Here is a 23,814-nt window from a genome sequence, read left to right on the forward strand (position 1 = left end):
AAGCGGATTCAGTAAGGCGAACTGGCGCGCAAATGCTGGATGTCGGCGTTGTCGTCGCGAGCCTTGAGGCAGGCCCGGTCATCCCCTTGGTCGCATTCGCGCATGTGCTTTTCATAGCTGCGCTGGGCCTTGCCCAGCTTTTCCTCGTGTTCCCGCATTCGGCGCCCACGATTCTCGTCAGCTTCGGACTGGCTGGTTGTCGCCATGTCGACTGCCTTGCTGGTCACGCGCACAGGTGCGGTCACGACCTTGGTGGCGGTGCTGATGCATCCGGAAACCAGCGGCAGAATGCCTAGCGCCAGAGCGGGAAACAGGGCTGGGATTTTCATGGCGCGGACTTTCTCACAATCGTGTTGAGGTACGATGAATGATCCTGCTGCCGCAAACAAGAAGGCCGCCTCCTTGCGGAAGCGGCCTTCTGCGTCATCGAAATCGCCGGATCAGGCGGTTTCGGTGGTCTCGTAGTATTTCGGCGCATGCTCGTTGAGAATCACGAGGATCTTCTTGAGCGCCGCGGGCTCGTCGGTCTTTTCCATGGCCGCGAGCTCGCGGGCCAGGCGTGACGAAGCTGCTTCGAAGATCTGCCGTTCCGAATAGCTCTGTTCCGGCTGATCATCGGCGCGGAACAGGTCACGGGTAACTTCGGCGATCGAAACGAGATCGCCCGAATTGATCTTGGCTTCATATTCCTGGGCGCGGCGCGACCACATGGTGCGCTTGACCTTGGGCTTGCCCTTCAGGGTATCGAGCGCTTCGCGCAGGGTCTTGTCCGAAGACAGTTTGCGCATACCGATCGACTCAACCTTGTTCATCGGAACACGGAGCGTCATGCGCTCTTTTTCGAAACGAAGAACGTAAAGTTCGAGCTGCATCCCGGCAATTTCCTGCTTCTGCAACTCGATCACACGGCCTACACCGTGCTTCGGGTAAACGACATAATCTCCAACATCGAAGGCGTCGGCCTTGGTTGCCATGTATCGTCCTTTCACCTGCAGGGGCGGAGCAATGTGTGCGGAAGGGTGTTCCAGGGGGCGTGCGACCCGGAGGCATGAAACCTCCGCCGCCCGGTCAGATCACTCTCCCAACCGCTTGCTTTCGAACCCTGCCTCGCAATGAAAACGCCTGCCAAACGGGCAGGGGGCCCGGGCAGTTGGCGTATTATATAGCACCAATGCGACAAAATTGCCAGAGGCGAGCAAACGTTTCCGTTCGGCTCGCCTCAAGCCATGCCGAAACGGGACGTTCCGGACTTAATAGCAATGCTCAAGCGTCCCAGCCACCGCCAAAAATCGGCGGAAATCCGGAACCTTTCCGTCCCGGAGCAATCAATCAGTCGCCTTCGCCGGGCTCAGCCGAGAAGTACTTGTCGAACTTGCCTTCCTCGTCCTTCATCTCGTCGGCGTCTTCCGGCGGATCCTTTTTCGAAGTGAGGTTGGGCCATTCGGCCGAGTACTTCGCATTGAGTTCCAGCCACTGCTCGAGGCCGCTTTCGGTGTCGGGCAGAATCGCTTCGGCCGGACATTCCGGTTCGCACACGCCGCAGTCGATGCACTCGTTCGGGTTGATCACGAGCATGTTCTCACCCTCGTAGAAGCAGTCCACGGGGCAGACCTCTACACAGTCGGTGAACTTGCACCGGATGCAGGCGTCGGTGACGACATAGGTCATTGCGGCGTATTCCTTCCCTCAGGCATCGTTACGAATGGCCGCTGCTATTTTATCAACCGGGCTGCCGTCAAGCACTCTGTAGCAGGCTTGTGCTTCGGGGGCAGGCCCGCGCCGGGCAGGCAGTTCGACGATCTCGATCACGCGCACCCCGGCGCCAAAGGGCACGGTCAGCACGTCGCCTGTCGAAATGCGCTGGTGCGCCCGTTCAATACGCCGACCGTTGAGCCGCATGTGGCCGTCTTCTGCCATCGCCTGTGCGACGGGGCGGGTCTTGGCCAGCCGCAGGTACCACAGCAGCTTGTCGATCCTCATGAGCGGCCGGCCCGCATCAGCGGACCATGTCCGCCAGTGCCGCAAAGGCGCTGTTCTGGGGAGCAGCGGTCTTGCGCTCGGGTTGTGCTTCCCGGCGCGGCGGACGCCAGCGCCAGCGCACCGGTGCAGGCGGGCCCTGGACCCCTTCCGCGAGCGCACGGGGCATCACGGGCTGGAATCCACCCAAGCGCAGCAGGCGGGCGTAGCTGGCCGTCGTCAGGCCCATCGAGACCGCCCGGGCCGGATCGAGCTTGAAATCGCGTGCCCTGGCTTCCTTGCGGCTGCCGGAATCTCCGCGGGCTTCATGAGCCTCGCGCAGCAGCTTTTCGGCCATGTCGAGGCGGATCAGCTGCTTGCCCAGATTGCGGTAGCCCGGCAGGCGGCCATGCGCAGTGGCGGGCAGGGCCGGGGGCATGTCCGCTTCGGGCGGCCCGCCCGGCGCGGACTTGCCAGCGACCCTGGACAGTTGGCGCCAAAGTGCAATCGGACGCGGGCGCAGCATGGCTGGCACGAATAGATCCAGTGCGCCTACCCGTACGCCGAGCTTGGCGAGCATGGTGCGGCGCTGCTTGTCGAGCTGGTCGACCCCGCATTGCTCGCGTGACGTCATGCCGCCGCGCTCGACCAGAGTGATCAGCAGGGCGCGCAAATCCGGGCCGGCATCCTCTGCGCGGCTGGCTTCGTCCAGCTTTTGCAGGGGTTCGAGCGGCGCGAGGACCTTTTCCAGCCAGGCTTCAAGCGCGGCGACGAGCGCCTTTCGTGCAGGACCGGGAATGGCATCGAGCGTGCGGTCAGGTACCAGCGTGGGAGCCAGCAGGGTGCGTCCGGCTTCCAGCGTGGCGATGCGCTCGCCGTCCCAGGCCAGCACGCCATCTTCCAGAGTGATCTCGGCCGAGTCCGCATGAATGGCGTCGGCCAATGCGTCGGCGCGCGACTGGAGCAGGGCGGCGAGGTGCTTTTCCGCCGCGGCCAGCAGCAGCTTGCGGTCCGAAAGCCGTGCGCCGGGATCGACCTTGAAAGCAAAGCCCCGCAAGCTGCCGATGTGTTCGCCTTCCACCAGGACTTCCTCGTCCTCGAGACGGACCGAGAGCAGTCCGGAGTCGGGTCCCAGTTTTTTCATCAGTACGGCGGTCCTGCGGTTGATAAATCGTTCGGTCAGCTTGCCGTGAAGGGCATCGGAAAGTCTAGCCTCGACGGCACGGGCGCGGGCAGCCATCTCGTCGCGCGCAAGCACCCAGTCAGGCCGCTGGGCGATATAGGCCCAGGATCGGATCGCGGCAATCCGGCCCTGCAAGGTGTCGATATCGCCGCCGGTACGGTCGAGCTGGGCGATCTGTGACGCCACGAAGTCTGCGCCCAGTTCGCCCACGCGCAGGTCCTGCCACAGCCGCGCGACGAAGCGTGAATGGGTCTCGACGCCCTGCTGGCGGAAATCGGGCAGGCGGCAGGCTTCCCAGAAGCGCTCGACCTGCGCCGCGCCGCGCACCGTCTCTGCTATCGGCGACTCTTCAGCGAGGCGCTTGAGCACGGCGAGGTCAATGGCTTGCGGTGCGGGTGCCAGTTCGGGCAGCATCGGCGGCGTTTCGAGATCGGCGATGAGCGTGGTGAGGCTGTCGAAGCGCGGCTCGGGTTCCCGCCAGAACAGTCTGGTCAGCGGCGGGAAGCGGTGTTCCTCGATCGCGTAGATTTCTTCCGGCTCGAATTCGGAATCGTGCCCCCCTGATCCGGCGAGCGTACCGAAGCTGCCGTCCTTCTGGTGGCGACCCGCGCGCCCGGCGATCTGCGCCATTTCCGAAGTGGTCAGGCGGCGGTGGCGCTGTCCGTCGAACTTGGATAGTCCGGCGAAGGCGACATGCTCAACATCGAGGTTGAGCCCCATGCCGATGGCATCGGTGGCGACAAGATAATCGACCTCGCCCGACTGATAGAGTTCGACCTGCGCATTGCGCGTCTGCGGGCTAAGGGCACCCATCACGACGGCAGCACCGCCGCGGAAGCGCCGGAGCATCTCGGCAATGGCGTAAACCTGCTCGGTGGAGAAGGCGACGATGGCGCTGCGCGGCGGAATGCGGCTGAGCTTCTTCGCCCCGGCATGCGTCAACGTGGAGAAGCGCGGGCGAGTGACGATCTCGGCTTCCGGCACCAGGGCCTTCACCATTGGTTCCAGCGTGGAGGAGCCGAGGATCATCGTTTCCTCGCGCCCGCGTGCGTGCAGCAACCTGTCGGTGAACACGTGGCCGCGCTCGCGGTCGGCACCGAGCTGGGCTTCGTCGATCGCGACGAAGGCCATCGAGCGGTCCATCATCGGCATGGCTTCCGCCGTGCACAGCAGGTAGCGGGCCTGTTTCGGCTCGATGCGCTCCTCGCCGGTGATCAGCGCGACGCTGTTTTCGCCCTTGATGTGACGGACCCGGTCGTAGACCTCCCGCGCCAGCAGCCGCAGGGGAAAGCCGATCATGCCGCTCGAATGCGCGCAAAGCCGTTCAATGGCGAGGTGCGTCTTGCCGGTATTGGTCGGCCCGAGCACGGCCTTGACCCTGCCGGAGGCGTCATGCCGCGATGAGGCGTGCGGGGTGTGAACCATCACAGGGGCAGATGTGGCATTGCCGTCTGCCGCTCGCAAGTATCGGCTTGCCGAAAAAGGGGGCGGAAATCCACAGCCTTAGGGAGGTGTTAACCTTGAGGGCGCAGATGTTTTGATAGAGGTCCTCCATCGCGGATCTCGGCTCCAGGGGCAAAACCCCGGGGAGATCCGTGGGTTGCAACGTCGCAAGTGAGACGGAAGGCGGGGCGTTTTGTTCAAGGCGCTGGACGACAATTGCGAGGATATCGGCGGGGATGCGGGCAAAGCCGCAGCTCTTTCGCACGCGCAGGTCGTTGCTGAACACGCCGTGGCCGCACCGCCTCTGGCAGACAAAGACGAAGCCGAACATGCGGCAGAGCCGCACCCCGGTCCTGATGTTCGTCCAGCAGGGCTTGTCCGCCGTTTTGAGGCATGGTGCGCGCGGGCCGATCTTGCTCCCGATCTCGGCAGCGACATTGGCAGCCGCAAATGGCTGCGCGGGCTGGCGACGCTGCTTGGGCTGAGCGCAGTGGCGATTGCCATGTGGCCCGACTTTTCTGCGGTGGAAGCCGCGACGGGCACGCCCGTAAACAGCCGCGAGCGCGACGAATTTCGCAGCCAGTCGATTGCCCCGCTGGCGCTGGGTGCCGACAGTGGCCGTCACATGGGCGCCAGCCCGCTGGTCCATCCGCTGGCGCACGTGCCCGAACGCCCCAGCATTCAGCTGGTCTCGACGCTGGGGCAGGGCGACAGCTTCGGCCGTATGCTCGAACGCGCCGGTGTCGGGGGCAGCGACATCTCGCGCATTACCGAACTGGTCGGCAATGCCGTGCCGGTGAGCGACATCACATCGGGCACGCAGTTCGACATCACTCTGGGCAAGCGTCCTGCAGCGAATGCGCCGCGTGCGCTCGATTCAATGGATTTTCGCGCGCGCTTCGACCTCGACTTGTCGATCGAACGCGGCGCCGACGGTGCGCTGTCGCTCGTGCGGCATCCGATTACAGTCGATGCAACGCCGCTGCGCATTCGCGGGACGGTAGGCTCCAGCCTGTACCGGTCCGCCCGAAACGCCGGGGCGCCGGTCGCGGCCATCCAGTCCTATCTGCGTGCGGTAGACAAATACATCAATCTCGAGGACGGTATCGGCGCGTCGGACGAGTACGACATGATCGTGGCCTACAAGCGCTCGGCGAAGGGCGAGCACGAAGTGGGCGATCTGCTCTATGCCGGGCTTGAACGCGATGGCAAATCGCGGCTGCAACTGCTGCGCTGGGGCAAGGACGGCCAGATGTTCGCGGCCTCGTCGATTGGCCAGCCACGCAGCGTGCCGATCGGCCAGCCGGTTGCCGGCCGCATCACCTCGACGTACGGCATGCGCCGGCATCCTATCCTCGGCTATGTGCGCATGCACGCCGGTATCGATTTCGGAGCGGCTTACGGGTCGCCGATCTATGCGGTGGCCGACGGCAGGGTTACGTATGCCGGACGGCATGGCGGGCACGGCAATTACGTGCGTATCCAGCACTCGGGCGGTCTCGGCACGGGTTATGGCCACATGAGCCGCATTGCCGTGGCCAATGGCGCGCATGTGCGGGCCGGGCAGGTTATTGGCTATGTCGGTTCGACCGGTCTTTCGACCGGCCCGCACCTCCATTTCGAAGCCTATCGCAACGGGCACACGATCAATCCGGCCGGCATCAGTATCATCGCAAGGCCGCAGATCGACGGGAAGGAACGCGATGCCTTCAAGGCGCAGCTCCGCGCGTTGCTGGGGGTCGAACCGGGTGCGGCTCTGGCGCCGATTGCCCAGCCCGAGAGCGAACATGCCGAGGCCGAGCGCGAGATCGACCGGCTGGCGCCCAGGAAGGTCGGCTGACCGCGCGCAACAGCACGCCCGTTTCTTGCAATTGAACCGCCGGGATTTTTCCGGCAATCCCCCCGGCCATGACCGGTACTTATCCCCACACTCGCCTGCGCCGCGTGCGCGCCACGGCCTGGAGCCGTGCGATGCATCGCGAAACAATCCTCACCCCGGCCGACCTGATCTGGCCGCTGTTCGTCACCGAAGGGCGTGGCGTGGAGCAGGCCATCGCCTCGCTGCCGGGCGTATCGCGCTGGTCGGTCGACCAGATCGTCGCGCGCGCGGAAGAAGCGGCTGAGCTCGGCATTCCCTGCCTCGCGCTGTTTCCGCACACCCAGCCCGAACGGCGCAGCGAGGACGGCAAGGAAGCGCTCAATCCGGACAACCTGATGTGCCGCGCCATCCGCGCCATCCGTGACAGGCTGGGGGATTCGATCGGCCTGCTGACCGACGTGGCGCTCGATCCCTATACCAGCCACGGGCAGGACGGACTGATCGACGACGCAGGCTATGTCCTCAACGACGAGACGGTGGAAATGCTTGTCGGCCAGTCGCTGAATCAGGCGGCCGCCGGTGCCGACATCATCGCACCGTCCGACATGATGGATGGCCGCATCGGCGCGATCCGCGATGCGCTCGAGGATGAAGGGCACGTCAATGTCCAGATCATGAGCTATGCGGCTAAGTACGCTTCGTCCTTTTACGGCCCGTTCCGCGATGCGGTCGGTTCGCGCGGCCTGCTCAAGGGCGACAAGAAGACCTATCAGATGGACCCGGCCAACACCGAGGAAGCGCTGCGCGAGGTCGAGATGGACCTTGCCGAAGGCGCGGACAGCGTGATGGTGAAACCCGGCCTGCCGTATCTCGACATCGTGCGCCGGGTGAAGGAGACTTTCGAGGTTCCCGTCTTCGCCTATCAGGTGTCCGGCGAATACGCGATGATCGAGGCTGCCGTTGCCGCCGGCGCGGCCGATCGCGACGCGATGGTGCTGGAGACGCTGCTGGCATTCAAGCGCGCGGGCTGTTCGGGTGTGTTGACGTACCATGCCGCGCACGCAGCAAGGCTGCTCCATGGCCGAAACGCCTGAACCGTTCCGGCTGGAGACGCCGCGGCTGGTGTTGCGTGACTGGGCGCCGGGTGATTTCGGCCGCTTCGTGGAGGTGACCAACACGCCTGCGGTCATGCGCTGGCTGGGTGGGGTGATGGATGCTCCAAGACTGGATGCTCTGGAAAGCCGCTTGATGGCTTTTCAGGCGACTCTCGGGCACACCTTCTGGGTGGTCGAGCGCAAACGGGATGGTGGCCACCTTTCCGACGAACTGCTTGGCTTTTGCGGCCTCAAGAAAATCGATGCGGAAGGGGCGCTGTTCCAGGGGGAATTCGAGATCGGATGGCGCTTGCGTCAGGATGCCTGGGGCCGGGGCTACGCGAAGGAAGCGGCGAGGGCTTCGCTCGAGGCCGGATTTGGCCGTTTTGGTGCGCAGGAAATCTTTGCCATTACCAACGTCGAGAACGCCGCCAGCTGGGGTCTGATGGAGCGTTTGGGCATGCGCCGGCGCAGCGAGCTGGATTTTGTCGATCCTCGCTTCGATCCGCCGGTTTGCGATACGATTGTCTATGCGATTGAACGCGATATTTTGCTGAGCAAGTGTTCAGCAAATTGTGCGTGAAGTCAGGCTGGAAACAGAACGGCTGATCCTGCGCTCCTGGTGTAAGGACGATATTGCGCCATTTGCCCTGATTTGTGACGGCCCCTTGCGTTCGCATGTCACCTATCGGTCGGAGCGGCTTGCCTGAGGCCGGGCTCTGCCCCATGGAGGCGCGGAGACGATCCGGAGGGCACCCATGACCGAACGCACCGATATCACGCTGGCCTCGATCAACGGCAAGGGTCCGAAGATCCATTCGAGCGCGTTCATTGCGCCGGGCTGCCGGATCATCGGCAATGTCGAGATCGGACCGGACGCGAGCGTCTGGTACAACTGTGTGATCCGCGCGGATGTCCACCGGGTGGTGATCGGCGCGCGCAGCAATATCCAGGACGGCACTGTCGTCCACTGCGACAGCCCCAAGCCCGGCAATCCGGACGGATTCCCGACGATCATCGGTGACGACGTGCTGATTGGGCACATGGCGATGGTCCACGGTTGCACGCTGGAGGACCGGGCTTTTGTCGGTCTGGGCGCGATTGTCATGGACGGTAGTTACATCGAAAGCGACGGGATGCTGGCGGCGGGCGCGATGCTCACCGGCAAGCGCATTGGCGCGCGACAGCTCTGGATGGGCCGTCCGGCCAAATACCTGCGCGATCTCGACGAGGCAGCCATCGCGGGCAATCAGGCGGGCGTGCAGGGCTATGTGATCAACGGTCGGATGCACGCCGAGGCGCTGGGCCTCAGCGACTGATGGCAAAGCCGAAGGCCGATCTTCCTCCGGCCGAAGCCGTGCAGGCTCTGGCCGATGAAGAGGGTCGGCTGGCGGTGCGCGTCACGCCCGGAGCGCGCAGCGAAGCACTGGAAGTGGCCGATGGCAAGCTGCTCGCCAAGGTCCGGGCCAAGCCGCAGGATGGCAAGGCCAACGATGCAGTGCGTGACCTTCTGGCTGCCGCGCTCGGGCTGGCGCCCTCGCGCGTCGAATTGTTGCGCGGCGCAACTTCGCGCGAGAAGCAGTTCAGGATTGACCGTTAGTCCGGGCGATCCGGTAGCCTGCAAAAGTCAGCAGGGCCGATAAGGCGACGGCGATGCTGAGGCTTTCCGGGCCCAGTGACAAGAACGCCGCCGCGCCTGCAGCCGCTCCGCTTGCCAGAGACAACCACATGACTACGAATGGCCAGGCCGGGTCCTGATGCTGCCCGGTTGCTGCACTGCCCAGCGCCTTGCCGATGCGGACCAGTGCGCCGGTAAGATAAGTGAGTGCCACGGGCGTCTCGCCGCGCTGCAGGGTGTTGTTGATGGCGCCCATGGCCAGCACCAGACAGGCCATCATCGCTTCCAGCCATCCGTTCAATGCGCAGGCCGTGCCGGTTGCGAGAAGCAGCGTGACCAGCGCCAGAACCGCGGGTTTGCGCCAGCGTCCGGCCTTGTGTGCGGTCACGGTTCCCGCAGCTACACCGAGCACGAAGCCCGCGATAAGCAGGGCCGGGATTGCCGCACGTGTGCCTTCGGTCACCAGATCGGTCGCGAGACGGGTGGTGTTGCCGGACATGAACGAAACAAAGTAGCGGTCTGCCGACAGATATCCGGACGCATCGACATACCCCGCAAGGGCGGACAGGGCAGCAGCCAGAATTTGTCGGGGCTTGTCGAGGTGAAGCACCGCGCCACCCTAACGTGGTGGCGGCGCGCTGGCGAGTGGGATCAGCGGCCCATTCCGCGTGCCAGGTCGCCCAGCACTTCGCCCATGGCCTTGGCCATGTCCGCCGGTTCCGGCGCGACGTCGGCGATCGCGCGCTGCATTGCCTCGGCCCATTGACCGGCGGTGTCGCTGGTCATGGTGAAGGGCTTGTGGATGCTCATCATGCAGCGGCCGGGATTGGCATCGAACCAGTCGCGTGGCCCGCCCGCCCAACCGGCGAGGAACTTCGGCAGAGATTCGCGCATCGGCGCGAGATCGGGCGCGTGCATCGCGCGCAGTTCTGCATAGGCAGGTTCCTGCTCCATCAGATCGTAGAAGCGGTTGCAGATCGCCTCGAACACCGGAGCGCCGCCAAGCCGGAAGAACGGCGCGTTGGGGTTGGGCTCGGGCCTGGCTGTTTCGGTTTGGGTCGGGGCGGGGGCTTCGGCTTCGACGGTCACTTCAGGTCTCTCCGGAAAACAGGGGGCTTATGATGCTGTCCTAGCGCGAAAGTTTCACGTGGAACCTTGATCGCGGTCAAGATGCGGTGTGCGTTTGCGATGCCCGAACGAAAGCGGGGCGGCTCCATCAGGTGCCGCCCCGTCTTGCTGGGTTCTCGTACCGGCCTCAGTCGTCGGTATCGGTGTTTTCCTCCGGCTGCGGGCCTGCCTTCTTCGCCGCAGGCTTCCTGGCCGCAGCCCTGGTCTTCTTGGCCTTGCTCACTTTCGGCGCGGACGGTGTCAGTTCGAAGTTGAGCGCGTCCTCCTTCACCGAGACATGAACTTCGCCGCCATGCGCCAGCTTGCCGAACAGCAGTTCCTCCGCCAGCGGCTGCTTGACCTTCTCCTGGATGACGCGGGCCATCGGGCGGGCGCCGTAAAGCCGGTCGTAGCCACGGTGGCCCAGCCATTCGCGGGCGACGGTGTCGAACTGGATGTGGACGTTCTGGTCGGCCAGCTGCAGTTCGAGCTGGAGGATGAACTTGTCCACCACACGGCTGATGGTTTCCTTGCCGAGATAGCCGAAGGGCACGATGGCATCGAGGCGGTTGCGGAACTCTGGAGTGAAGAGCTGCTTCACCGCCTCGTCGCCTGCGTCTGCCTTCGACACGTCGCCGAAGCCGATGCCCGACTTGGCCATGTCCGACGCGCCTGCGTTGGTGGTCATGATCAGGACCACGTTGCGGAAGTCGACGGTCTTGCCGTGGTGATCGGTCAGCTTGCCGTTGTCCATCACCTGCAGCAGGATGTTGAACAGGTCCGGGTGCGCCTTCTCGATTTCGTCGAGCAGCAGGACGCAGTGCGGCTGCTGGTCGATGGCATCGGTGAGCAGACCGCCCTGGTCGAACCCGACATAGCCCGGAGGCGCTCCGATCAGGCGGCTGACCGAATGGCGCTCCATGTATTCGGACATGTCGAAGCGCTGCATCGGGATGCCCATGATCGAGGCGAGCTGCTTGGCGACCTCGGTCTTGCCGACGCCGGTCGGGCCGGAGAACAGGAACGAGCCGATCGGCTTGTCCGGATCGCGCAGGCCGGCACGGCTCAGCTTCATCGCGGTCGAGAGGACTTCGATCGCCTTGTCCTGGCCGAACACCACGCGCTTCAGGTCACGTTCGAGATTTTCCAGCGCCTTCTTGTCGTCGGAGCTGACCGACTTGGGCGGGATGCGCGCCATCGTCGCGATCACCTGTTCGATTTCCTTGGCGGTGATCGTCTTCTTGCGGCGGCTGGGCGGTACCAGCATCTGCATCGCGCCCACTTCGTCGATCACGTCGATCGCCTTGTCGGGCAGCTTGCGGTCATTGATGTAGCGGGCCGAAAGCTCGACCGCGGTCTTGATCGCGTCAGGAGTGTAGCGCACGCCGTGGTGTTCCTCGAAGGCCGAGCGCAGGCCCTTGAGGATCTTGATCGTGTCTTCCACTGTCGGCTCGTTCACGTCGATCTTCTGGAACCGGCGCAGCAGCGCGCGGTCCTTTTCGAAGTGGTTGCGGAATTCCTTGTAGGTGGTCGAACCGATGCAGCGGATCGTGCCGCCCGACAGTGCGGGCTTGAGCAGGTTCGAGGCGTCCATTGCGCCGCCACTGGTGGCGCCGGCACCGATCACCGTGTGGATCTCGTCGATGAACAGGATCGCGTGCGGCATCTTCTCCAGTTCGGAGACGACCTGCTTGAGGCGTTCCTCGAAATCGCCGCGATAGCGGGTGCCCGCCAGCAGCGAGCCCATGTCGAGCGAGTAGATCACCGCTTCGGAGAGCACCTCGGGCACTTCGCCCTCGACGATCTTGCGCGCCAGACCCTCGGCGATGGCGGTCTTGCCGACGCCCGGATCGCCCACGTAGAGCGGGTTGTTCTTGGAACGGCGGCACAGGATCTGGATGGTGCGGTCCACTTCGGGGCCGCGGCCGATAAGCGGGTCGACCTTGCCCGCCAGCGCCTTTTCATTGAGATTGACGCAGAACTGGTCGAGCGCGGAGTCCTTCTTGTTGCCCGCGCTGCTCTTGGTCTCGGCCTTGTCTTCCTGCGGTGTGGCGCTTTCGTCGTTGCCCTTCGGGTTGCGATCCTCGATCCGCTTGCCACCCTTGCCGATGCCGTGGCTGATGTAGCTGACGGCATCGAGGCGGCTCATGTCCTGCTGCTGCAGGAAGTAGACCGCGTAGGAATCGCGTTCCGAGAACAGCGCCACCAGCACGTTGGCACCGGTCACGGTGTCCTTGCCGGAGGACTGCACATGCAGGATAGCCCGCTGGATAACGCGCTGAAAACCGGCGGTGGGGGCGGGATCGCCCTTTTCCTCGGTCTTGAGCGACTGGTATTCCTGATCGAGGTACTGGCGAACGACGTCGCCCAGATCACCCAGATCAACGCCACATGCCTGCATGACCTGTGCCGCGTCCGGATCGTCGATCAGCGCGAGCAGAAGATGCTCGAGCGTCGCGTATTCGTGACTCCGCTCAGACGCGTGAGACAGAGCCGAATGCAGGGTCTTTTCAAGGCTTTGGGCGAAACTGGGCATTTAGGACACTTTCATTGAGAGAGTGGACGCTCCTTGCGGGAGTTTGTGGGCGACGTTGGGCTTGGAAAACAATACCGGGTGTTTGGGAACTATATAGGCGTGCTCGGTGCGCTTGCGAGATGCCGGCATGGGCAGAAAGGCACACCTTGCTGAAATCACGTTGTTTTTGGCTTGAATAAAGAGTCGGCTGCGAGCATGTGGGCAGCCGATTTCTGTTTGTGAGCCCTGACGCGGGTGATTTCATCTTCGAGAAGCAGGACGCGTGCATCGAGTTCATCCAGCGAATAGCGCTCCAGGCTTTCGCTGGCGAGAAGGCTGGCGGCACCGAGATTACTCTCGGGCGACCGCCGCCGCGGTCGATCGTCCTCGTCCATTGCAGTGCAGCATCGGACTGATATTCTCCGCTGTCAATGGCCTGAAAAGAGTTCCCCTCCACTAGTACCGTGTGGCAACAGGAATAATATGTTAGCTAACTTGCCATCCAGCATGATTGCCGTCGGGTTCGATCAACCTGGCGATGCCAACGTCTTGCAACCGGCAACTCTGGCCGTCCCGACGCCAGGGCCGGGAGAGGTTCTCGTCAAGGTGGCGTTCGCGGGCGTTAACCGGCCCGACGTTGTGCAGCGCAAGGGGCTTTATCCGCCGCCGCCGGGGGCCTCGCCGATACCGGGGCTCGAGATTTCCGGTACGGTAGCCGTTATGGGCGAGGGCGTGGACACGCTGGCGGTGGGCGACACCGTCTGTGCGCTGGTTTCGGGCGGCGGTTATGCCGAATACTGTCTGGCCAAGGCCGGGCACTGCCTGCCCGTCCCCGCCGGGCTGCCACTCGATGAGGCCGCGGCGCTGCCCGAGACGCTGTTCACCGTGTGGCACAACGTATTCGAGCGGGGCTTTGCCCGCGAGGGTGAGACCCTGCTGGTCCACGGCGGCACCAGCGGCATCGGCACCATGGCGATCATGCTTGGCCGGCATTTCGGCCTCAAGGTTATCGTCACTTGCGGCTCGCCTGAAAAGTGCGCGAAGGCGCGGGAAATCGGTGCTGCGCATGCAATTGACTACAAGGCCACGGACTTTGTCGAGGAAGTGGCGCGGATTACCGGTGGCAAGGGCGTCGACCTCGTGCTCGACATGGTCGCGGGCAGTTATGTCGCGCGGAACCTGAAGTGCCTGGCTGTGGATGGGCGTCACGTCACTATCGCGGTACAGGGCGGCGCCAAGGCCGAGATCAACATGGCCGTGGTGATGAGCCGCCGCTACACGCTGACCGGATCGACACTCAGGCCGCGTTCGGACGAATTCAAGACGCTTCTGGCGCAGGAAATTGCCGAGACGGCCTGGCCATTCGTCGAAAGCGGCATGCTGCGCCCGGTGATGGACGCGCGTTTCCCGCTGACCCAGGCCGCTGCAGCCCATGCGCGGATGGAAGCAGGCGATCACGTCGGCAAGATCGTGCTGGAGGTCTGACGATCCGCGTGCCATCACATCTCGCATGGACAGACTGACTCTTCACGAAGACCCCCGCAGCGGCAATTGCTATAAGATCGTTCTGACAGCGGCACTGCTTGGCAAGCCGTTGAACCGCGTGCAGTACGACATCATGAAAGGCGAGACGCGCACGCCGGAATTCCTGCGCGACGTCAACGCAAATGGCCGCATTCCCGTGCTGCAGGTGGGCGACAGGTTCCTGCCCGAAAGCAATGCCGCCTGCTGGTATCTCGCGGAAGGGTCAGCGCTGATTCCCGCCGAGGCGTTCGACCGGGCGGACATGCTGCGCTGGATGTTCTTCGAACAGTACAACCATGAACCAAACGTCGCGACGCTGCGGTTCTGGCTGCAGTTCGTGGGCGAGGCCAATCTCACCCCGTTCCAGCAGGGCCAGATCATGGCCAAGCGCGCGGGCGGCGAGGCGGCGCTGGCGGTGATGGAAGAACATCTCACCGCGCGCGACTGGTTTGTGGGCGGAAGCGTGTCACTGGCCGATATTGCACTCTATGCTTATACGCACGTGTGCGAGGCAGGTGGTTTCCGCCTTCACGACTATCCGGCGGTATGCCGCTGGCTGAAGCGCGTTTCGGCGCTGCCGGGCTATGTCGCGATGGATTGATCGGGATCGGAGGCCGCGCATTATCGCGGTCGTGCTTGGAAATGCGCGGCTTTTGCTTGCCGAATCCGCAAAGTTTGCCTACACCGCCCCCGGTACGGCCGCTCCGCGAAGGGGCGGCCCTTATTGTTTCCGCCGGAGATAGAGAATGAGCCAGCCCACTCCGCTGATGCCGCACGCGACCGCTTCCTGGCTGGTCGACAACACCGCGCTGACCTTTGAGCAGATCGCGGAATTCTGCGGACTGCACATGCTTGAGGTCCAGGCCATGGCCGACGATCTCGCGTCGAGCAAGTACACCGGCCGCGACCCCGTGCGCGCCGGCGAACTGACCATGGAAGAGATCGAGAAGGGGCAGGCAAGCCCGGACTACAAGCTCCGGATGCACAAGGTCCCGGTGACGGTCAGCCGCACCAAGGGCCCGCGCTACACCCCGGTCTCGAAGCGTCAGGACAAGCCGGACGGCATCGCCTGGATCCTGCGCAATCATCCCGAGGTTTCGGATGCGCAGATCGGCAAGCTGATCGGCACGACCCGCAACACGATCGCCGCGATCCGCGACCGTTCGCACTGGAACATCGCCAACATCACGCCGAAGGACCCTGTCACGCTGGGCCTGTGCTCGCAGCGCGAGCTGGACTCGATCGTCGCCAAGGCTGCCAAGAAGGCAGGCATCGAGGACGAACTGCCCGGAGATGAGCGTCTGGTCGACGACCGCGAGGCGCTGATCGAGGAACTGCGCGCTGAGCGCGAAGCTGCCGCCAAGGCTGCCAGCGAAGCCGCGCAGGAAGCCGAAGCCGCCGCATGGCTCGAAGCCAAGCGCGCCGCCGAGGCCGCCGAACAGAACGGCGAATAAGCGAATTTATGCAGTGAACCCGGCAGCGGCGGCGAGTGCCGCGGCTGCCGGTCTGTTTCCGGCCCTGTTCAGAACTCAGTGCGCGTAGCCGTCCTCGGCGAGGAATTCGAGCAGCGCCTGATCGTATTCGTCGACCTGCCCGTTGGCTTCGATCCGCTCCTCGAGCCAGACCTTCTCGTCCTGCGTGACCTGCCTTGCGGTTTCCACCAGCGTTTCCAGATGCACCGGCGCCTGCTTGCGGCCGAACACCACTCCAGCCCGGTTCGGCGTGCCGATGGCGCGCCCGGCCCGGACCATGAACCGGCCGACCGACGAGGAATTGTCGTTCATGAAGCTCTCGAGTTGCGCCGCACGCTCGCGGGAGAGCGGGCTGTGCAGGGTGAAGCCCTGAAGGTAGTTGCCCACGCCCTGCACGAACAGGCGCTTCCACTCGGGCGCATTAGTGCCGGCGAGCGTTTCATCCTTGATGCGGAACAGCAGCTCGGCCTCGCGGCGGCTTACGCCGGCCGGGCGTTCGCTGCCTGACGCGAATAGCACCCGGCGCATGATGCGTGCTTCGGCATCGGTCACATTGCCCTTGCCCAGCTCGCCGCCGCAGCGGGTGGGGCCTTCGCCGGTGAGCACGGTCTGTTCGATCTGTGCCAGCGCATAGGCCCGCAGTGCCTCGGGTACCTGCGTGGCCTTCTCGAACACGCGCACGAGCAGTTCGAGCTCGGTCAGTGAATGCAGGCGGCCGTCGTGTTCGATATGCGCGATAAGCCAGTCGCCATTGGCTTCGGTGATGTAGCCGCACGGCTCGAGTTGGTTCACGACATATTCGCCGATCGCCTCGACGAAGAAGTCCGTCCATTCGGCCGAGGGATGGTTCAGCTTGTGGTTGATCGCGAAAATGACATCGGCCTGATCGGGATCGATCTGCCCGTTCGCCCAGCCGGCGCGCCGCAGCGCGAGAACGTCGCCGGCGCAAATCACACCGTCGGCCAGCGCCTGCTCGGCGATTTCGCTGAAATGCATGCTCATCGTGTCGGGGCTCCCCAAGCGCACGTCAGGAAGCGGTCTGGCGCAATAAGTCTAATTTGCGGTTAAACCGCCGCTTGCTTCACTTCTGGCGCAGTGCCGCAACGCAAGCGGCGCGGTCCACATCGCGGCCGTCCGATGCGCGTCGGGCATCGACATAGGCCGCCAGTGGCTCGTGCGAGCGTGAGGTGGGATAGAGGTAGATGTCGAGCACGCAAGGCGTGCCGGTAAACTGCAGCTTGCGCGCATCGCCTTCCCATACGTCGAGCCGGGGCGCGCCGAACTGGCGCACGAGCTGCTTTTGCGTCGCGCCGATCACGTCTTCGAGGCCGGGGATCGACTGGAACTCCGGATCGCGCAGGGCTGTCCGGCTCGGCTGGCGGACCGGCGGCACGGCGGAGCCGTGCCTGGGCGGGCGCGGTGTGCTGGCCACACCGCCGCCGCAGGCCGACAGCAGCAGCGCGAGCGAACAGGCGGCCAGTGCCGCATGGATGCGATGACGGGCCCCGCCCCGGTGAATGTCCTGCATAGTCGCGGCCACGCATTGCGTGCCGGCGCCGCACTGTCAACGGCCGCGGGCCCGCCGCGTGCTTGCGGAGCGGCAGGCCGCGCGCTAGGCGCGTTCCAACGCTATTTCCCCAATGCAAGGACAGACCCTTTCCATGACGCAACCGAGCCTGGATGTCATCGCCATCGGTAACGCCATCATCGACGTCATCGCCAATTGCGAAGACAGCCTGATCGAGGAGCTGGATCTGGCCCGCGGCGGCATGATGCTGATCGACGACGAGCAGGCCGGCAGCCTCTACGACGCGATGGGCCCTGCGCGTGAGATCTCGGGCGGTTCGGCCGCCAATACGCTGGCCGGCCTTGCCCAGCTCGGCGCCAAGTGCGGCTTCATCGGACAGGTCGCGCAAGACCAGCTTGGCGATGTCTTCACCCATGATATCCGGGCCGGCGGCATCCACTTCGACGTCCCGGCCCGTCCCGGCAATCCTCCGACGGCGCGCTGCCTGATTTTCGTGACGCCCGATGGCCAGCGCACGATGAACACCTTCCTCGGCGCCTCGCACTACCTGCCCGCCGAAGCGCTCGACGAAGCGCTGATTGCCGATGCCGCGGTGCTCTATCTCGAGGGCTACCTGTGGGATCCGGAAGAGCCCCGCGCGGCCATGCGCAAGGCGATCAGCGCGGCCCGCGCCGCCGGGCGCAAGATCGCGTTCACCCCGTCGGAAACGTTCGTGATCGATCGTCACCGCGCCGATTTCCTCGACCTGATCGAGGCCGGCCAGATCGACGTGCTGTTCTGCAACGAGCATGAAATGGCCGCTCTCACCGGTGAAGAGGATTTCGAAGCCGGCATCGCCGCGCTGGCGCCGAAGATTCCGACGCTTGTTGTCACCCGCAGTGCCGATGGTGCCGTGGCCGTGGCTGGCGGCGTGCGTTCGCAGGTGGCCGCCGAGCCGATCGACAAGGTCGTCGACACCACCGGCGCGGGCGACCTGTTCGCCGCCGGGTTCCTCTTCGGCCACGTTCGCGGTATGCCGGTGCAGGACTGCCTGCGCATGGGCGCGATCTGCGCGAGCGAAATCATCTCGCACTATGGCGCCCGTGCCGAAACGGACCTGAAGGCCTTCGTCGCAGCCCGCATGGGATAAACCCGCCAGAAGGGAACGCGTATTGATCTGTCCGGCGCTGATCGACTTCGAAGCGAGCTGCCTGCCCGAATACGGGCGGTCCTTTCCCATCGAAGTCGCCATCGCCCGGATGGACGGCAAGAACCACGCCTGGCTGATCCGCCCCGCGCCCGCCTGGGAATTCTGGGACTGGTTCCCGGAGGCCGAAGCGCTGCACGGCATCAGCCGCGAGCTGCTTGCCCGCGAGGGCCTGCCGCCCGCGCAGGTCGTGGCCGAGATGGCCGATTTCGTGCGCGATTGCCGCGTCTATGCCGATGCGGATCTCGATCAGTACTGGCTGGAAGTGCTGTGCCAGGCGGTCGGTGCCAAGCTGCCGTTTCCGGTGCGCTATCTGGGGGAACTGATGCAGAAGCGCGGCTATACCCGCCCGCAGGTGGTTGCCGCGCTTGAAGAGGCCAAGCGCCAGTTGCCCAAGGAACACCTTGCGCGCGAGGATGCCAAGCGGCTGGCGCTGACGGTGAAGCTGCTGTTCGACGAGCCGCCACAGGGGGTGAGTTCCTGAAGCGATTGAGCGGTCATGGCGCATCGTGCCGTTGGTCCGATGTTGCAACAGGTTGCAACGCCATGTGCACGGCGTTGCAACTCAATTCCCCCGCTTCGTGCCACTAGACCCGGATCCACAAACGGGATTTCCTGCCGGAGCGAGGAGACGGGTCATGAATCGAGAGCGATTGACGGCCATTGCACTGTCCGCAGTGCTGGCCTCGGGGTGTTCGTCCACGCCACGGACCTTCACGCCGCAGTTGACGGCAGCGCCCGATGATAGCGCGGCCTATGAGGAAGCCTTGGCGACCTGCCAGCAGCAAAGCGTGGTTCTGGGGCGCGGGCGAACAACGGACAGGATTGCGAACGGGGCCGGGACGGCTACCGCTGGTGGAATGGTCGCTGGCGGTGCAAGCTACGGCGCGGCTGCGGTGGCCGGAGCCGTCGCGGTCGTTGCGGTTCCGGTCATGGGCGTGGTCTGGGGAATCACCAGGGCGAATCGCTCAAAAAAGGAGAGGCGAATCAAGGAGGCTTCCGGCCGCTGCCTCATGGAGCAGGGCTATACGGTGGCAAGCTGGCAGCGGGTCAAGCGACCGCGTCATGCGGAGCAGGCCAAGATCGAAGAGGCTAGACTGGAATTGCCGTTGAACGGGGAATCTTCGATTCCTAGCCCCGCAACTGTCCAGTAAGCGTCGTGCCTTGCGTGAACGGGCTGTTCGCGCCGACCGTCAGGAACATGTCTCCGCCGCAGGCCGCTGCATCGGGGCCGACATTGCGCGTAAGGTGGTCGATCACGGCCGGATCGATATCCTCCCTGCGCGCCAGCGCATCGCCGGAAAACAGTTCCTGGCATTGCAGGTCGTCGCGGTGCTCTTCGCCGGACAGATCGCCAATCCTTTCCAGGATGACGGGCACGGCGGCAGGCGACCGGTCTGCGTTCAGGGCAGCCATGACCAGAAGCCCGTCCAGAATATGGGCCTTGGGCAGCGGCACGCCCCTGAAGACAAGAAAGATCGGTGTTGCGCCAATCGTGTCGTAGAGCACCGAGAAGATGTTGCCTTCGGCAGGGAACACATAACCTTCGAACACCAGCCCCTGACTGCCCATACGGACCTGCAGCATGCCGTTCGCGGTGATCCGGATCATGCCGTAATCATGAAAGAACTGGCCATCCATGATGACGGAAGGCCGGGTGGTGCGCCAGAAACCCTCGTAGGTTTTGCCTCTTTGGCCGGTAACCTGCCGCGTGTGCTCCAGAAAAACCGGCGGAAGTACGGCCACATCGCTGGCATAGCCCTCAGCTGCGACTGAACTGACGGGATCCAGCCCCAGCAGACTGGCGAATGCGGTCAGGTCCCGGTCCCAGTCCGCCATCGTAAAGCTGGGCTGGCGGGATGCGATCAGTTGCGTGATGCGCGACAGGTTGTGGTCGGTCGGCTTGACAGCGCCCGAGGCCCAGCGGCCAACCAGCGACTTGTCTACGCCAAGCCCCGCCGCGACTGCAGCCCGGCTGAGAGACAAGGCCTTGAGAACAAGCCTGAACCGCGCGGAAAAGGGCGATTGCGCATCCATTTCTGATGAGGGAACACATTTGTCCACGCAATGCAATGCATTGTATCGCGTGCTGGTCAGCGCCCTGATCAGCTCCCCGTAACCGCCTGCAGTTTCGCCAGACACTCCGCCTTGCGCTTGTCGCGAGCACCGGCGATGTCCTGCGCGACCTTGCCGGGCAGCGCGCAGTCCTTCGCCGGGCGCACCGGGTGCTTCGCGCGGCAGCCGCGTTCGGTGGTGAACCAGTCGTCGGCGCAGTCCTCGTAGGCCGCCTGATCTGCGTCGCGCAGGCTCTGGCAGCTGCGTGTCCAGCGTTGCTTGTAGGCGAGTTCGGCGAAGTTGACGCAGTCGTCGTAGTCGACTTGCGCTGCCTGCACCCGCCGGGCTTGGTCGGCCAGCGCCTTAGTCTGCTTGTCTGCCGTTGCCTGCTTCTCGTTCATCGCCTCTGTCTGATGGCGAATGTCCTGCGACGGCAGGTAGATACCGTAATAAAAGCCTACGCCGCCGCCCGCGAGCAGCGCGCCCAGGGCCAACGAGAGCTTGAGGATGGCGTCGGCGTGCCTAGTCATCAGTCCTGTTCGCGGGCCACTTCGCGCCAGCCGATGTCGCGGCGGCAGAAGCCGCTCGCAAAGTCGATCGCATCGACTGCCGCATAGGCCCTGGCCTGTGCTTCGGTTACCGAAACGCCGCGCGCGGTCACGTTGAGCACGCGCCCGCCGCTGGCGACAAGCTGGCCATCCTTCAGCGCGGTGCCCGCGTGGAAGACCTTGGCACCGCCCGCTTCGGCAGTCGCGATACCGTTGATTGCGCCGCCCTTCTCGGGGGTGCCGGGATAACCGTTTGCCGCCATGACCACGGTCAGCGCGGTATCATCCGAAAAGCGCGGCGGCTCGATCGCGCCGAGGCGGTTCTCGGCGCAGGCGTGGAGCAGCTCGACCAGATCCGATTCGAGCCGCAGCAGCATCACCTGGCATTCGGGATCGCCGAAACGGCAGTTGTACTCGATCAGCTTGGGGCCTTCGCGCGTCAGCATCAGACCGAGGAACAGCACGCCGGAATAGGGCATGCCTTCGTCCGCCAGCGTCTTCACGGTGGGGGCGATGATCTTCGTCATCGCTTCGGCTTCGAGAATCGGCGTGAGCACCGGGGCGGGGCTGTAGGCGCCCATGCCGCCGGTGTTGGGGCCGGTATCGCCGTCGCCCACGCGCTTGTGGTCCTGCGCCGAGGCGAAGGGCACGATGGTGGAGCCGTCGGTGAGCGCGAAGAAGCTGGCTTCCTCGCCTTCGAGGAACTCCTCGATCACCGCTTCCGCGCCGGCTTCACCGAAGCGGCCCGCGAAGATGTCACGCACGGCTTCCTCGGCTTCGGCCATGGTCATGGCGACGGTGACGCCCTTGCCGGCGGCGAGGCCGTCGGCCTTGATCACTACGGGCGCGCCGAATTTGGCGAGTGACGTCATGGCGTCAGCCTCGGTGGAAACGCGCACATAGCCGCCGGTGGGGATGTTTGCGCGGGCGCACAGGTCCTTGGTGAAGCCCTTGGAGCCTTCGAGCTGGGCCGCCGCCCTGCTGGGGCCGAACACGGCAAAGCCCTTGTCGCGCAGGGAATCGGCAAGGCCGTCCACCAGCGGCGCTTCGGGGCCGATGACCACGAGGCCGATCACGTTTTCCTCGCAGAAGGCGATCACGGCGGCGTGGTCGGCGGCGTCGAGCGCGATGCAGGTGGCATGTTCGGCAATCCCCGGATTTCCGGGGGCAGCCCAGAGCCTATCGCAGAGCGGGGATTGCGCCAGCTTCCAGGCCAGCGCATGTTCGCGGCCGCCCGAGCCCAGAAGAAGGATGTTCATTTCCCGTGCCTTTCAATGACGACGAATACGATGATGGTCGTTCGGGGGGGCTGGTAGCGAAGCAGGGCGCCGGGGACAACGCTGCCCCGCTCTCGATCAGCGAGATTTCGGCGATTCTAAAGCGCACGGTGGAGGACCGCTTCGGTTTCGTGCGCCTGCGCGGCGAGCTTTCTGGGGTGAAGCGGGCGGCCTCGGGCCACCTCTATTGTGCGCTCAAGGACGACAAGGCGGTGATCGACGGCGTGATGTGGCGCGGCGGCGCCCAGCGTCTTGCCTTCCGGCCCGAGGACGGGATCGAGGTGATCGCCACTGGCAAGCTGACGACCTATCCGGGCCGTTCGAAGTATCAGATCGTCATCGAGACGATGGAGATCGCGGGCGAGGGCGCGCTGCTGGCGCTGCTCGAAAAGCTGCGCGCGCGGCTTGCGTCAGAAGGGCTCTTCGCGCCCGAGCGCAAGCGCGCCCTGCCGTTCCTGCCCGGCGTGATCGGCGTCGTGACGTCACCTACCGGCGCGGTGATCCGCGACATCCTCCACCGTCTCGCTGATCGCTTCCCCAGCCGGGTGCTGGTCTGGCCGGTCCTGGTGCAGGGCGAGGGAGCGGCTAGCCAGGTGGCCAACGCGGTGCGCGGCTTCTCGGCAATTGCGCCCGGCGGTCCGGTGCCGCGCCCCGATGTGGTGATCGTCGCGCGTGGCGGCGGTTCGATCGAGGACCTGTGGAGCTTCAATGAGGAGGCGGTGGTGCGCGCGGTGGCCGAATCGGCGATTCCGGTGATCTCCGCCGTCGGGCACGAGACCGACACCACCCTGTGCGACTATGCTGCCGACCGCCGCGCACCCACGCCCACCGCCGCCGCCGAAATGGCCGTGCCGGTGCGGGGCGAACTGATGGCGCAGCTCGACGAATTCGCGCTGCGCAAGCGCCGCAGCGTGGTGCGGCCGATTGTGCTGGGCCGCGAACGGCTGGAAGCGCGCGTGCAGCGCCTGCCCAGGCCCGAGGCGATCCTCGCGGCCAAGGCGCAGAAGCTCGATGAACTCTCCGACCGCCTCCGCCGCGGGTTGCAGGATCAGGAACGCGCCAAGCGCGAACGGCTCGGCCAGACGGCGGCGAAGCTCTCACTTCCCCTGTTGCGCCAGCGCGTTTCGGCGAGCAGCGAGCGCCTCGAACGCGCCGGACTGACGCGCATTGTTCTTGATCGCCGGCTTGAGCGCGCTCGCGCTGCTGTGGCACCAATAGACCGCGTACTGCCGCAATTGGATCCTCGCCTGCCGCTCCAGCGCGGCTATGCGCTTGTCACCACGCCTGAAGGGAAGGCTCTGACCAGCCGCGAGCGGGCCGCTCAGGAAACCGCGCTGGTCCTCGAATTCCGCGACGGCAAGTTGCCGGTCACGACCGGTTCAGGCGGGGAAGGGCATAGTCCGCCGCCGACGCCCCCACCGCCCGCCCGCAAGCCGGTTCGCGTGAAAGCGCCGGAATCGCGGCAAGGCGATTTGTTCTGACCGGCTGG

26 protein-coding genes are annotated in these 23,814 nt (G+C 64.8%); 12 read left to right on the plus strand and 14 right to left on the minus strand.

The features are described 5' to 3' along the window. Positions 1 to 8: 8 nt before the first annotated feature. From MTR64_RS15230 to MTR64_RS15250, 5 genes are all read right to left on the minus strand, one after another. The gene (locus MTR64_RS15230; protein ID WP_243995136.1) at positions 9 to 329 is read right to left on the minus strand and encodes a hypothetical protein; all 321 of its coding nucleotides are present in this window, start codon (positions 327 to 329) and stop codon (positions 9 to 11) included. 111 nt (positions 330 to 440) lie between these two features. Then, positions 441 to 974 (minus strand): CarD family transcriptional regulator, encoded by a 534-nt coding sequence (locus tag MTR64_RS15235; protein ID WP_243995138.1) that lies wholly within the window; start codon positions 972 to 974, stop codon positions 441 to 443. A 355-nt stretch (positions 975 to 1,329) separates the two neighbouring features. Further along, positions 1,330 to 1,668 (minus strand): ferredoxin FdxA, encoded by a 339-nt coding sequence (fdxA, locus tag MTR64_RS15240; RefSeq protein WP_243995140.1) that lies wholly within the window; start codon positions 1,666 to 1,668, stop codon positions 1,330 to 1,332. Positions 1,669 to 1,686: 18 nt separating this feature from the next. Beyond that, entirely contained in the window at positions 1,687 to 1,980 is a 294-nt protein-coding gene (locus MTR64_RS15245; RefSeq protein WP_243995142.1) for an RNA-binding S4 domain-containing protein, read from the minus strand. A 16-nt stretch (positions 1,981 to 1,996) separates the two neighbouring features. Next, the gene (locus MTR64_RS15250; protein ID WP_243995223.1) at positions 1,997 to 4,564 is read right to left on the minus strand and encodes a helicase-related protein; all 2,568 of its coding nucleotides are present in this window, start codon (positions 4,562 to 4,564) and stop codon (positions 1,997 to 1,999) included. Positions 4,565 to 4,775: 211 nt separating this feature from the next. Here MTR64_RS15250 and MTR64_RS15255 point away from each other — a divergent pair, with 211 nt between their 5' ends. The 5 genes from MTR64_RS15255 (at position 4,776) to MTR64_RS15275 (ending at position 9,095) form a co-directional block, all read left to right on the plus strand. Further along, positions 4,776 to 6,422, plus strand: coding sequence for a M23 family metallopeptidase (locus MTR64_RS15255; RefSeq protein ID WP_243995144.1), 1,647 nt, complete (start codon positions 4,776 to 4,778; stop codon positions 6,420 to 6,422). Positions 6,423 to 6,490: 68 nt separating this feature from the next. Further along, positions 6,491 to 7,495 (plus strand): porphobilinogen synthase, encoded by a 1,005-nt coding sequence (gene hemB, locus MTR64_RS15260; protein ID WP_243995146.1) that lies wholly within the window; start codon positions 6,491 to 6,493, stop codon positions 7,493 to 7,495. Beyond that, positions 7,479 to 8,078, plus strand: coding sequence for a GNAT family N-acetyltransferase (locus MTR64_RS15265; RefSeq protein ID WP_243995148.1), 600 nt, complete (start codon positions 7,479 to 7,481; stop codon positions 8,076 to 8,078). Before hemB ends, MTR64_RS15265 begins: the two co-directional genes overlap by 17 nt. 175 nt (positions 8,079 to 8,253) lie before the next feature. After that, a complete protein-coding gene (locus tag MTR64_RS15270; RefSeq protein WP_243995150.1) occupies positions 8,254 to 8,814 on the plus strand; it encodes a gamma carbonic anhydrase family protein in 561 nt (186 codons plus the stop codon). Continuing rightward, positions 8,814 to 9,095 carry a DUF167 domain-containing protein gene (locus MTR64_RS15275; protein WP_243995152.1) on the plus strand — a complete coding sequence of 94 codons (282 nt, stop codon included), beginning with the start codon at positions 8,814 to 8,816 and terminating at the stop codon, positions 9,093 to 9,095. The genes MTR64_RS15270 and MTR64_RS15275 overlap by 1 nt, the downstream gene beginning before the upstream one ends. Here the strand turns inward: MTR64_RS15275 and MTR64_RS15280 are convergent. The 4 genes from MTR64_RS15280 to MTR64_RS15295 all read right to left on the minus strand — a co-directional run bounded on the left by MTR64_RS15280 (position 9,079) and on the right by MTR64_RS15295 (position 13,130). Continuing rightward, positions 9,079 to 9,723 carry a YoaK family protein gene (locus MTR64_RS15280; protein WP_243995154.1) on the minus strand — a complete coding sequence of 215 codons (645 nt, stop codon included), beginning with the start codon at positions 9,721 to 9,723 and terminating at the stop codon, positions 9,079 to 9,081. The genes MTR64_RS15275 and MTR64_RS15280 overlap by 17 nt on opposite strands. A 41-nt stretch (positions 9,724 to 9,764) precedes the next feature. Further along, positions 9,765 to 10,202 carry a group II truncated hemoglobin gene (locus tag MTR64_RS15285; RefSeq protein ID WP_243995156.1) on the minus strand — a complete coding sequence of 146 codons (438 nt, stop codon included), beginning with the start codon at positions 10,200 to 10,202 and terminating at the stop codon, positions 9,765 to 9,767. 166 nt (positions 10,203 to 10,368) lie between these two features. Continuing rightward, complete coding sequence (clpA, locus tag MTR64_RS15290; RefSeq protein ID WP_243995158.1) at positions 10,369 to 12,756, minus strand: ATP-dependent Clp protease ATP-binding subunit ClpA; 2,388 nt, start codon at positions 12,754 to 12,756, stop codon at positions 10,369 to 10,371. A 155-nt stretch (positions 12,757 to 12,911) separates the two neighbouring features. Next, positions 12,912 to 13,130, minus strand: coding sequence for a DUF1192 domain-containing protein (locus MTR64_RS15295; protein WP_243995160.1), 219 nt, complete (start codon positions 13,128 to 13,130; stop codon positions 12,912 to 12,914). Between the two features lie 112 nt (positions 13,131 to 13,242). Here MTR64_RS15295 and MTR64_RS15300 point away from each other — a divergent pair, with 112 nt between their 5' ends. From MTR64_RS15300 to MTR64_RS15310, 3 genes are all read left to right on the plus strand, one after another. After that, the gene (locus MTR64_RS15300; protein ID WP_419144952.1) at positions 13,243 to 14,220 is read left to right on the plus strand and encodes an NAD(P)H-quinone oxidoreductase; all 978 of its coding nucleotides are present in this window, start codon (positions 13,243 to 13,245) and stop codon (positions 14,218 to 14,220) included. 25 nt (positions 14,221 to 14,245) lie between these two features. Beyond that, positions 14,246 to 14,860, plus strand: coding sequence for a glutathione S-transferase family protein (locus MTR64_RS15305; protein WP_243995165.1), 615 nt, complete (start codon positions 14,246 to 14,248; stop codon positions 14,858 to 14,860). 145 nt (positions 14,861 to 15,005) lie between these two features. Next, the gene (locus MTR64_RS15310; RefSeq protein WP_243995167.1) at positions 15,006 to 15,713 is read left to right on the plus strand and encodes a DUF1013 domain-containing protein; all 708 of its coding nucleotides are present in this window, start codon (positions 15,006 to 15,008) and stop codon (positions 15,711 to 15,713) included. 75 nt (positions 15,714 to 15,788) lie between these two features. On the opposite strand, the gene MTR64_RS15315 is transcribed toward MTR64_RS15310, so the two are convergent. Both MTR64_RS15315 and MTR64_RS15320 read right to left on the minus strand, forming a co-directional pair. Continuing rightward, positions 15,789 to 16,733: a hypothetical protein gene (locus MTR64_RS15315; protein WP_243995169.1), complete on the minus strand. Its 945-nt coding sequence runs from the start codon at positions 16,731 to 16,733 to the stop codon at positions 15,789 to 15,791. A gap of 79 nt (positions 16,734 to 16,812) precedes the next feature. Continuing rightward, complete coding sequence (locus MTR64_RS15320) at positions 16,813 to 17,259, minus strand: hypothetical protein (protein ID WP_243995224.1); 447 nt, start codon at positions 17,257 to 17,259, stop codon at positions 16,813 to 16,815. A gap of 133 nt (positions 17,260 to 17,392) precedes the next feature. Between MTR64_RS15320 and MTR64_RS15325 the strand changes: the two genes are divergently transcribed. The 3 genes from MTR64_RS15325 to MTR64_RS15335 all read left to right on the plus strand — a co-directional run bounded on the left by MTR64_RS15325 (position 17,393) and on the right by MTR64_RS15335 (position 19,599). Beyond that, a complete protein-coding gene (locus MTR64_RS15325) occupies positions 17,393 to 18,388 on the plus strand; it encodes an adenosine kinase (protein WP_243995171.1) in 996 nt (331 codons plus the stop codon). Between the two features lie 22 nt (positions 18,389 to 18,410). Beyond that, positions 18,411 to 18,929: a hypothetical protein gene (locus MTR64_RS15330; RefSeq protein ID WP_243995173.1), complete on the plus strand. Its 519-nt coding sequence runs from the start codon at positions 18,411 to 18,413 to the stop codon at positions 18,927 to 18,929. Positions 18,930 to 19,083: 154 nt separating this feature from the next. Beyond that, positions 19,084 to 19,599, plus strand: a complete 516-nt coding sequence (locus MTR64_RS15335; RefSeq protein ID WP_243995176.1) for a hypothetical protein — start codon at positions 19,084 to 19,086, stop codon at positions 19,597 to 19,599. Here the strand turns inward: MTR64_RS15335 and MTR64_RS15340 are convergent. From MTR64_RS15340 to purD, 3 genes are all read right to left on the minus strand, one after another. Further along, entirely contained in the window at positions 19,577 to 20,482 is a 906-nt protein-coding gene (locus tag MTR64_RS15340) for a helix-turn-helix domain-containing protein (RefSeq protein WP_243995178.1), read from the minus strand. The genes MTR64_RS15335 and MTR64_RS15340 overlap by 23 nt on opposite strands. Positions 20,483 to 20,550: 68 nt before the next feature. Continuing rightward, entirely contained in the window at positions 20,551 to 21,030 is a 480-nt protein-coding gene (locus MTR64_RS15345; protein WP_243995180.1) for a hypothetical protein, read from the minus strand. After that, positions 21,030 to 22,307: a phosphoribosylamine--glycine ligase gene (purD, locus tag MTR64_RS15350; RefSeq protein WP_243995182.1), complete on the minus strand. Its 1,278-nt coding sequence runs from the start codon at positions 22,305 to 22,307 to the stop codon at positions 21,030 to 21,032. The genes MTR64_RS15345 and purD overlap by 1 nt, the downstream gene beginning before the upstream one ends. Before the next feature lie 5 nt (positions 22,308 to 22,312). Here purD and xseA point away from each other — a divergent pair, with 5 nt between their 5' ends. Next, positions 22,313 to 23,806 carry an exodeoxyribonuclease VII large subunit gene (gene xseA, locus MTR64_RS15355; RefSeq protein ID WP_243995185.1) on the plus strand — a complete coding sequence of 498 codons (1,494 nt, stop codon included), beginning with the start codon at positions 22,313 to 22,315 and terminating at the stop codon, positions 23,804 to 23,806. Positions 23,807 to 23,814: the final 8 nt, after the last annotated feature.

This window comes from Novosphingobium album (ex Hu et al. 2023) (assembly GCF_022832385.1).
GTDB lineage: Bacteria > Pseudomonadota > Alphaproteobacteria > Sphingomonadales > Sphingomonadaceae > Novosphingobium > Novosphingobium album.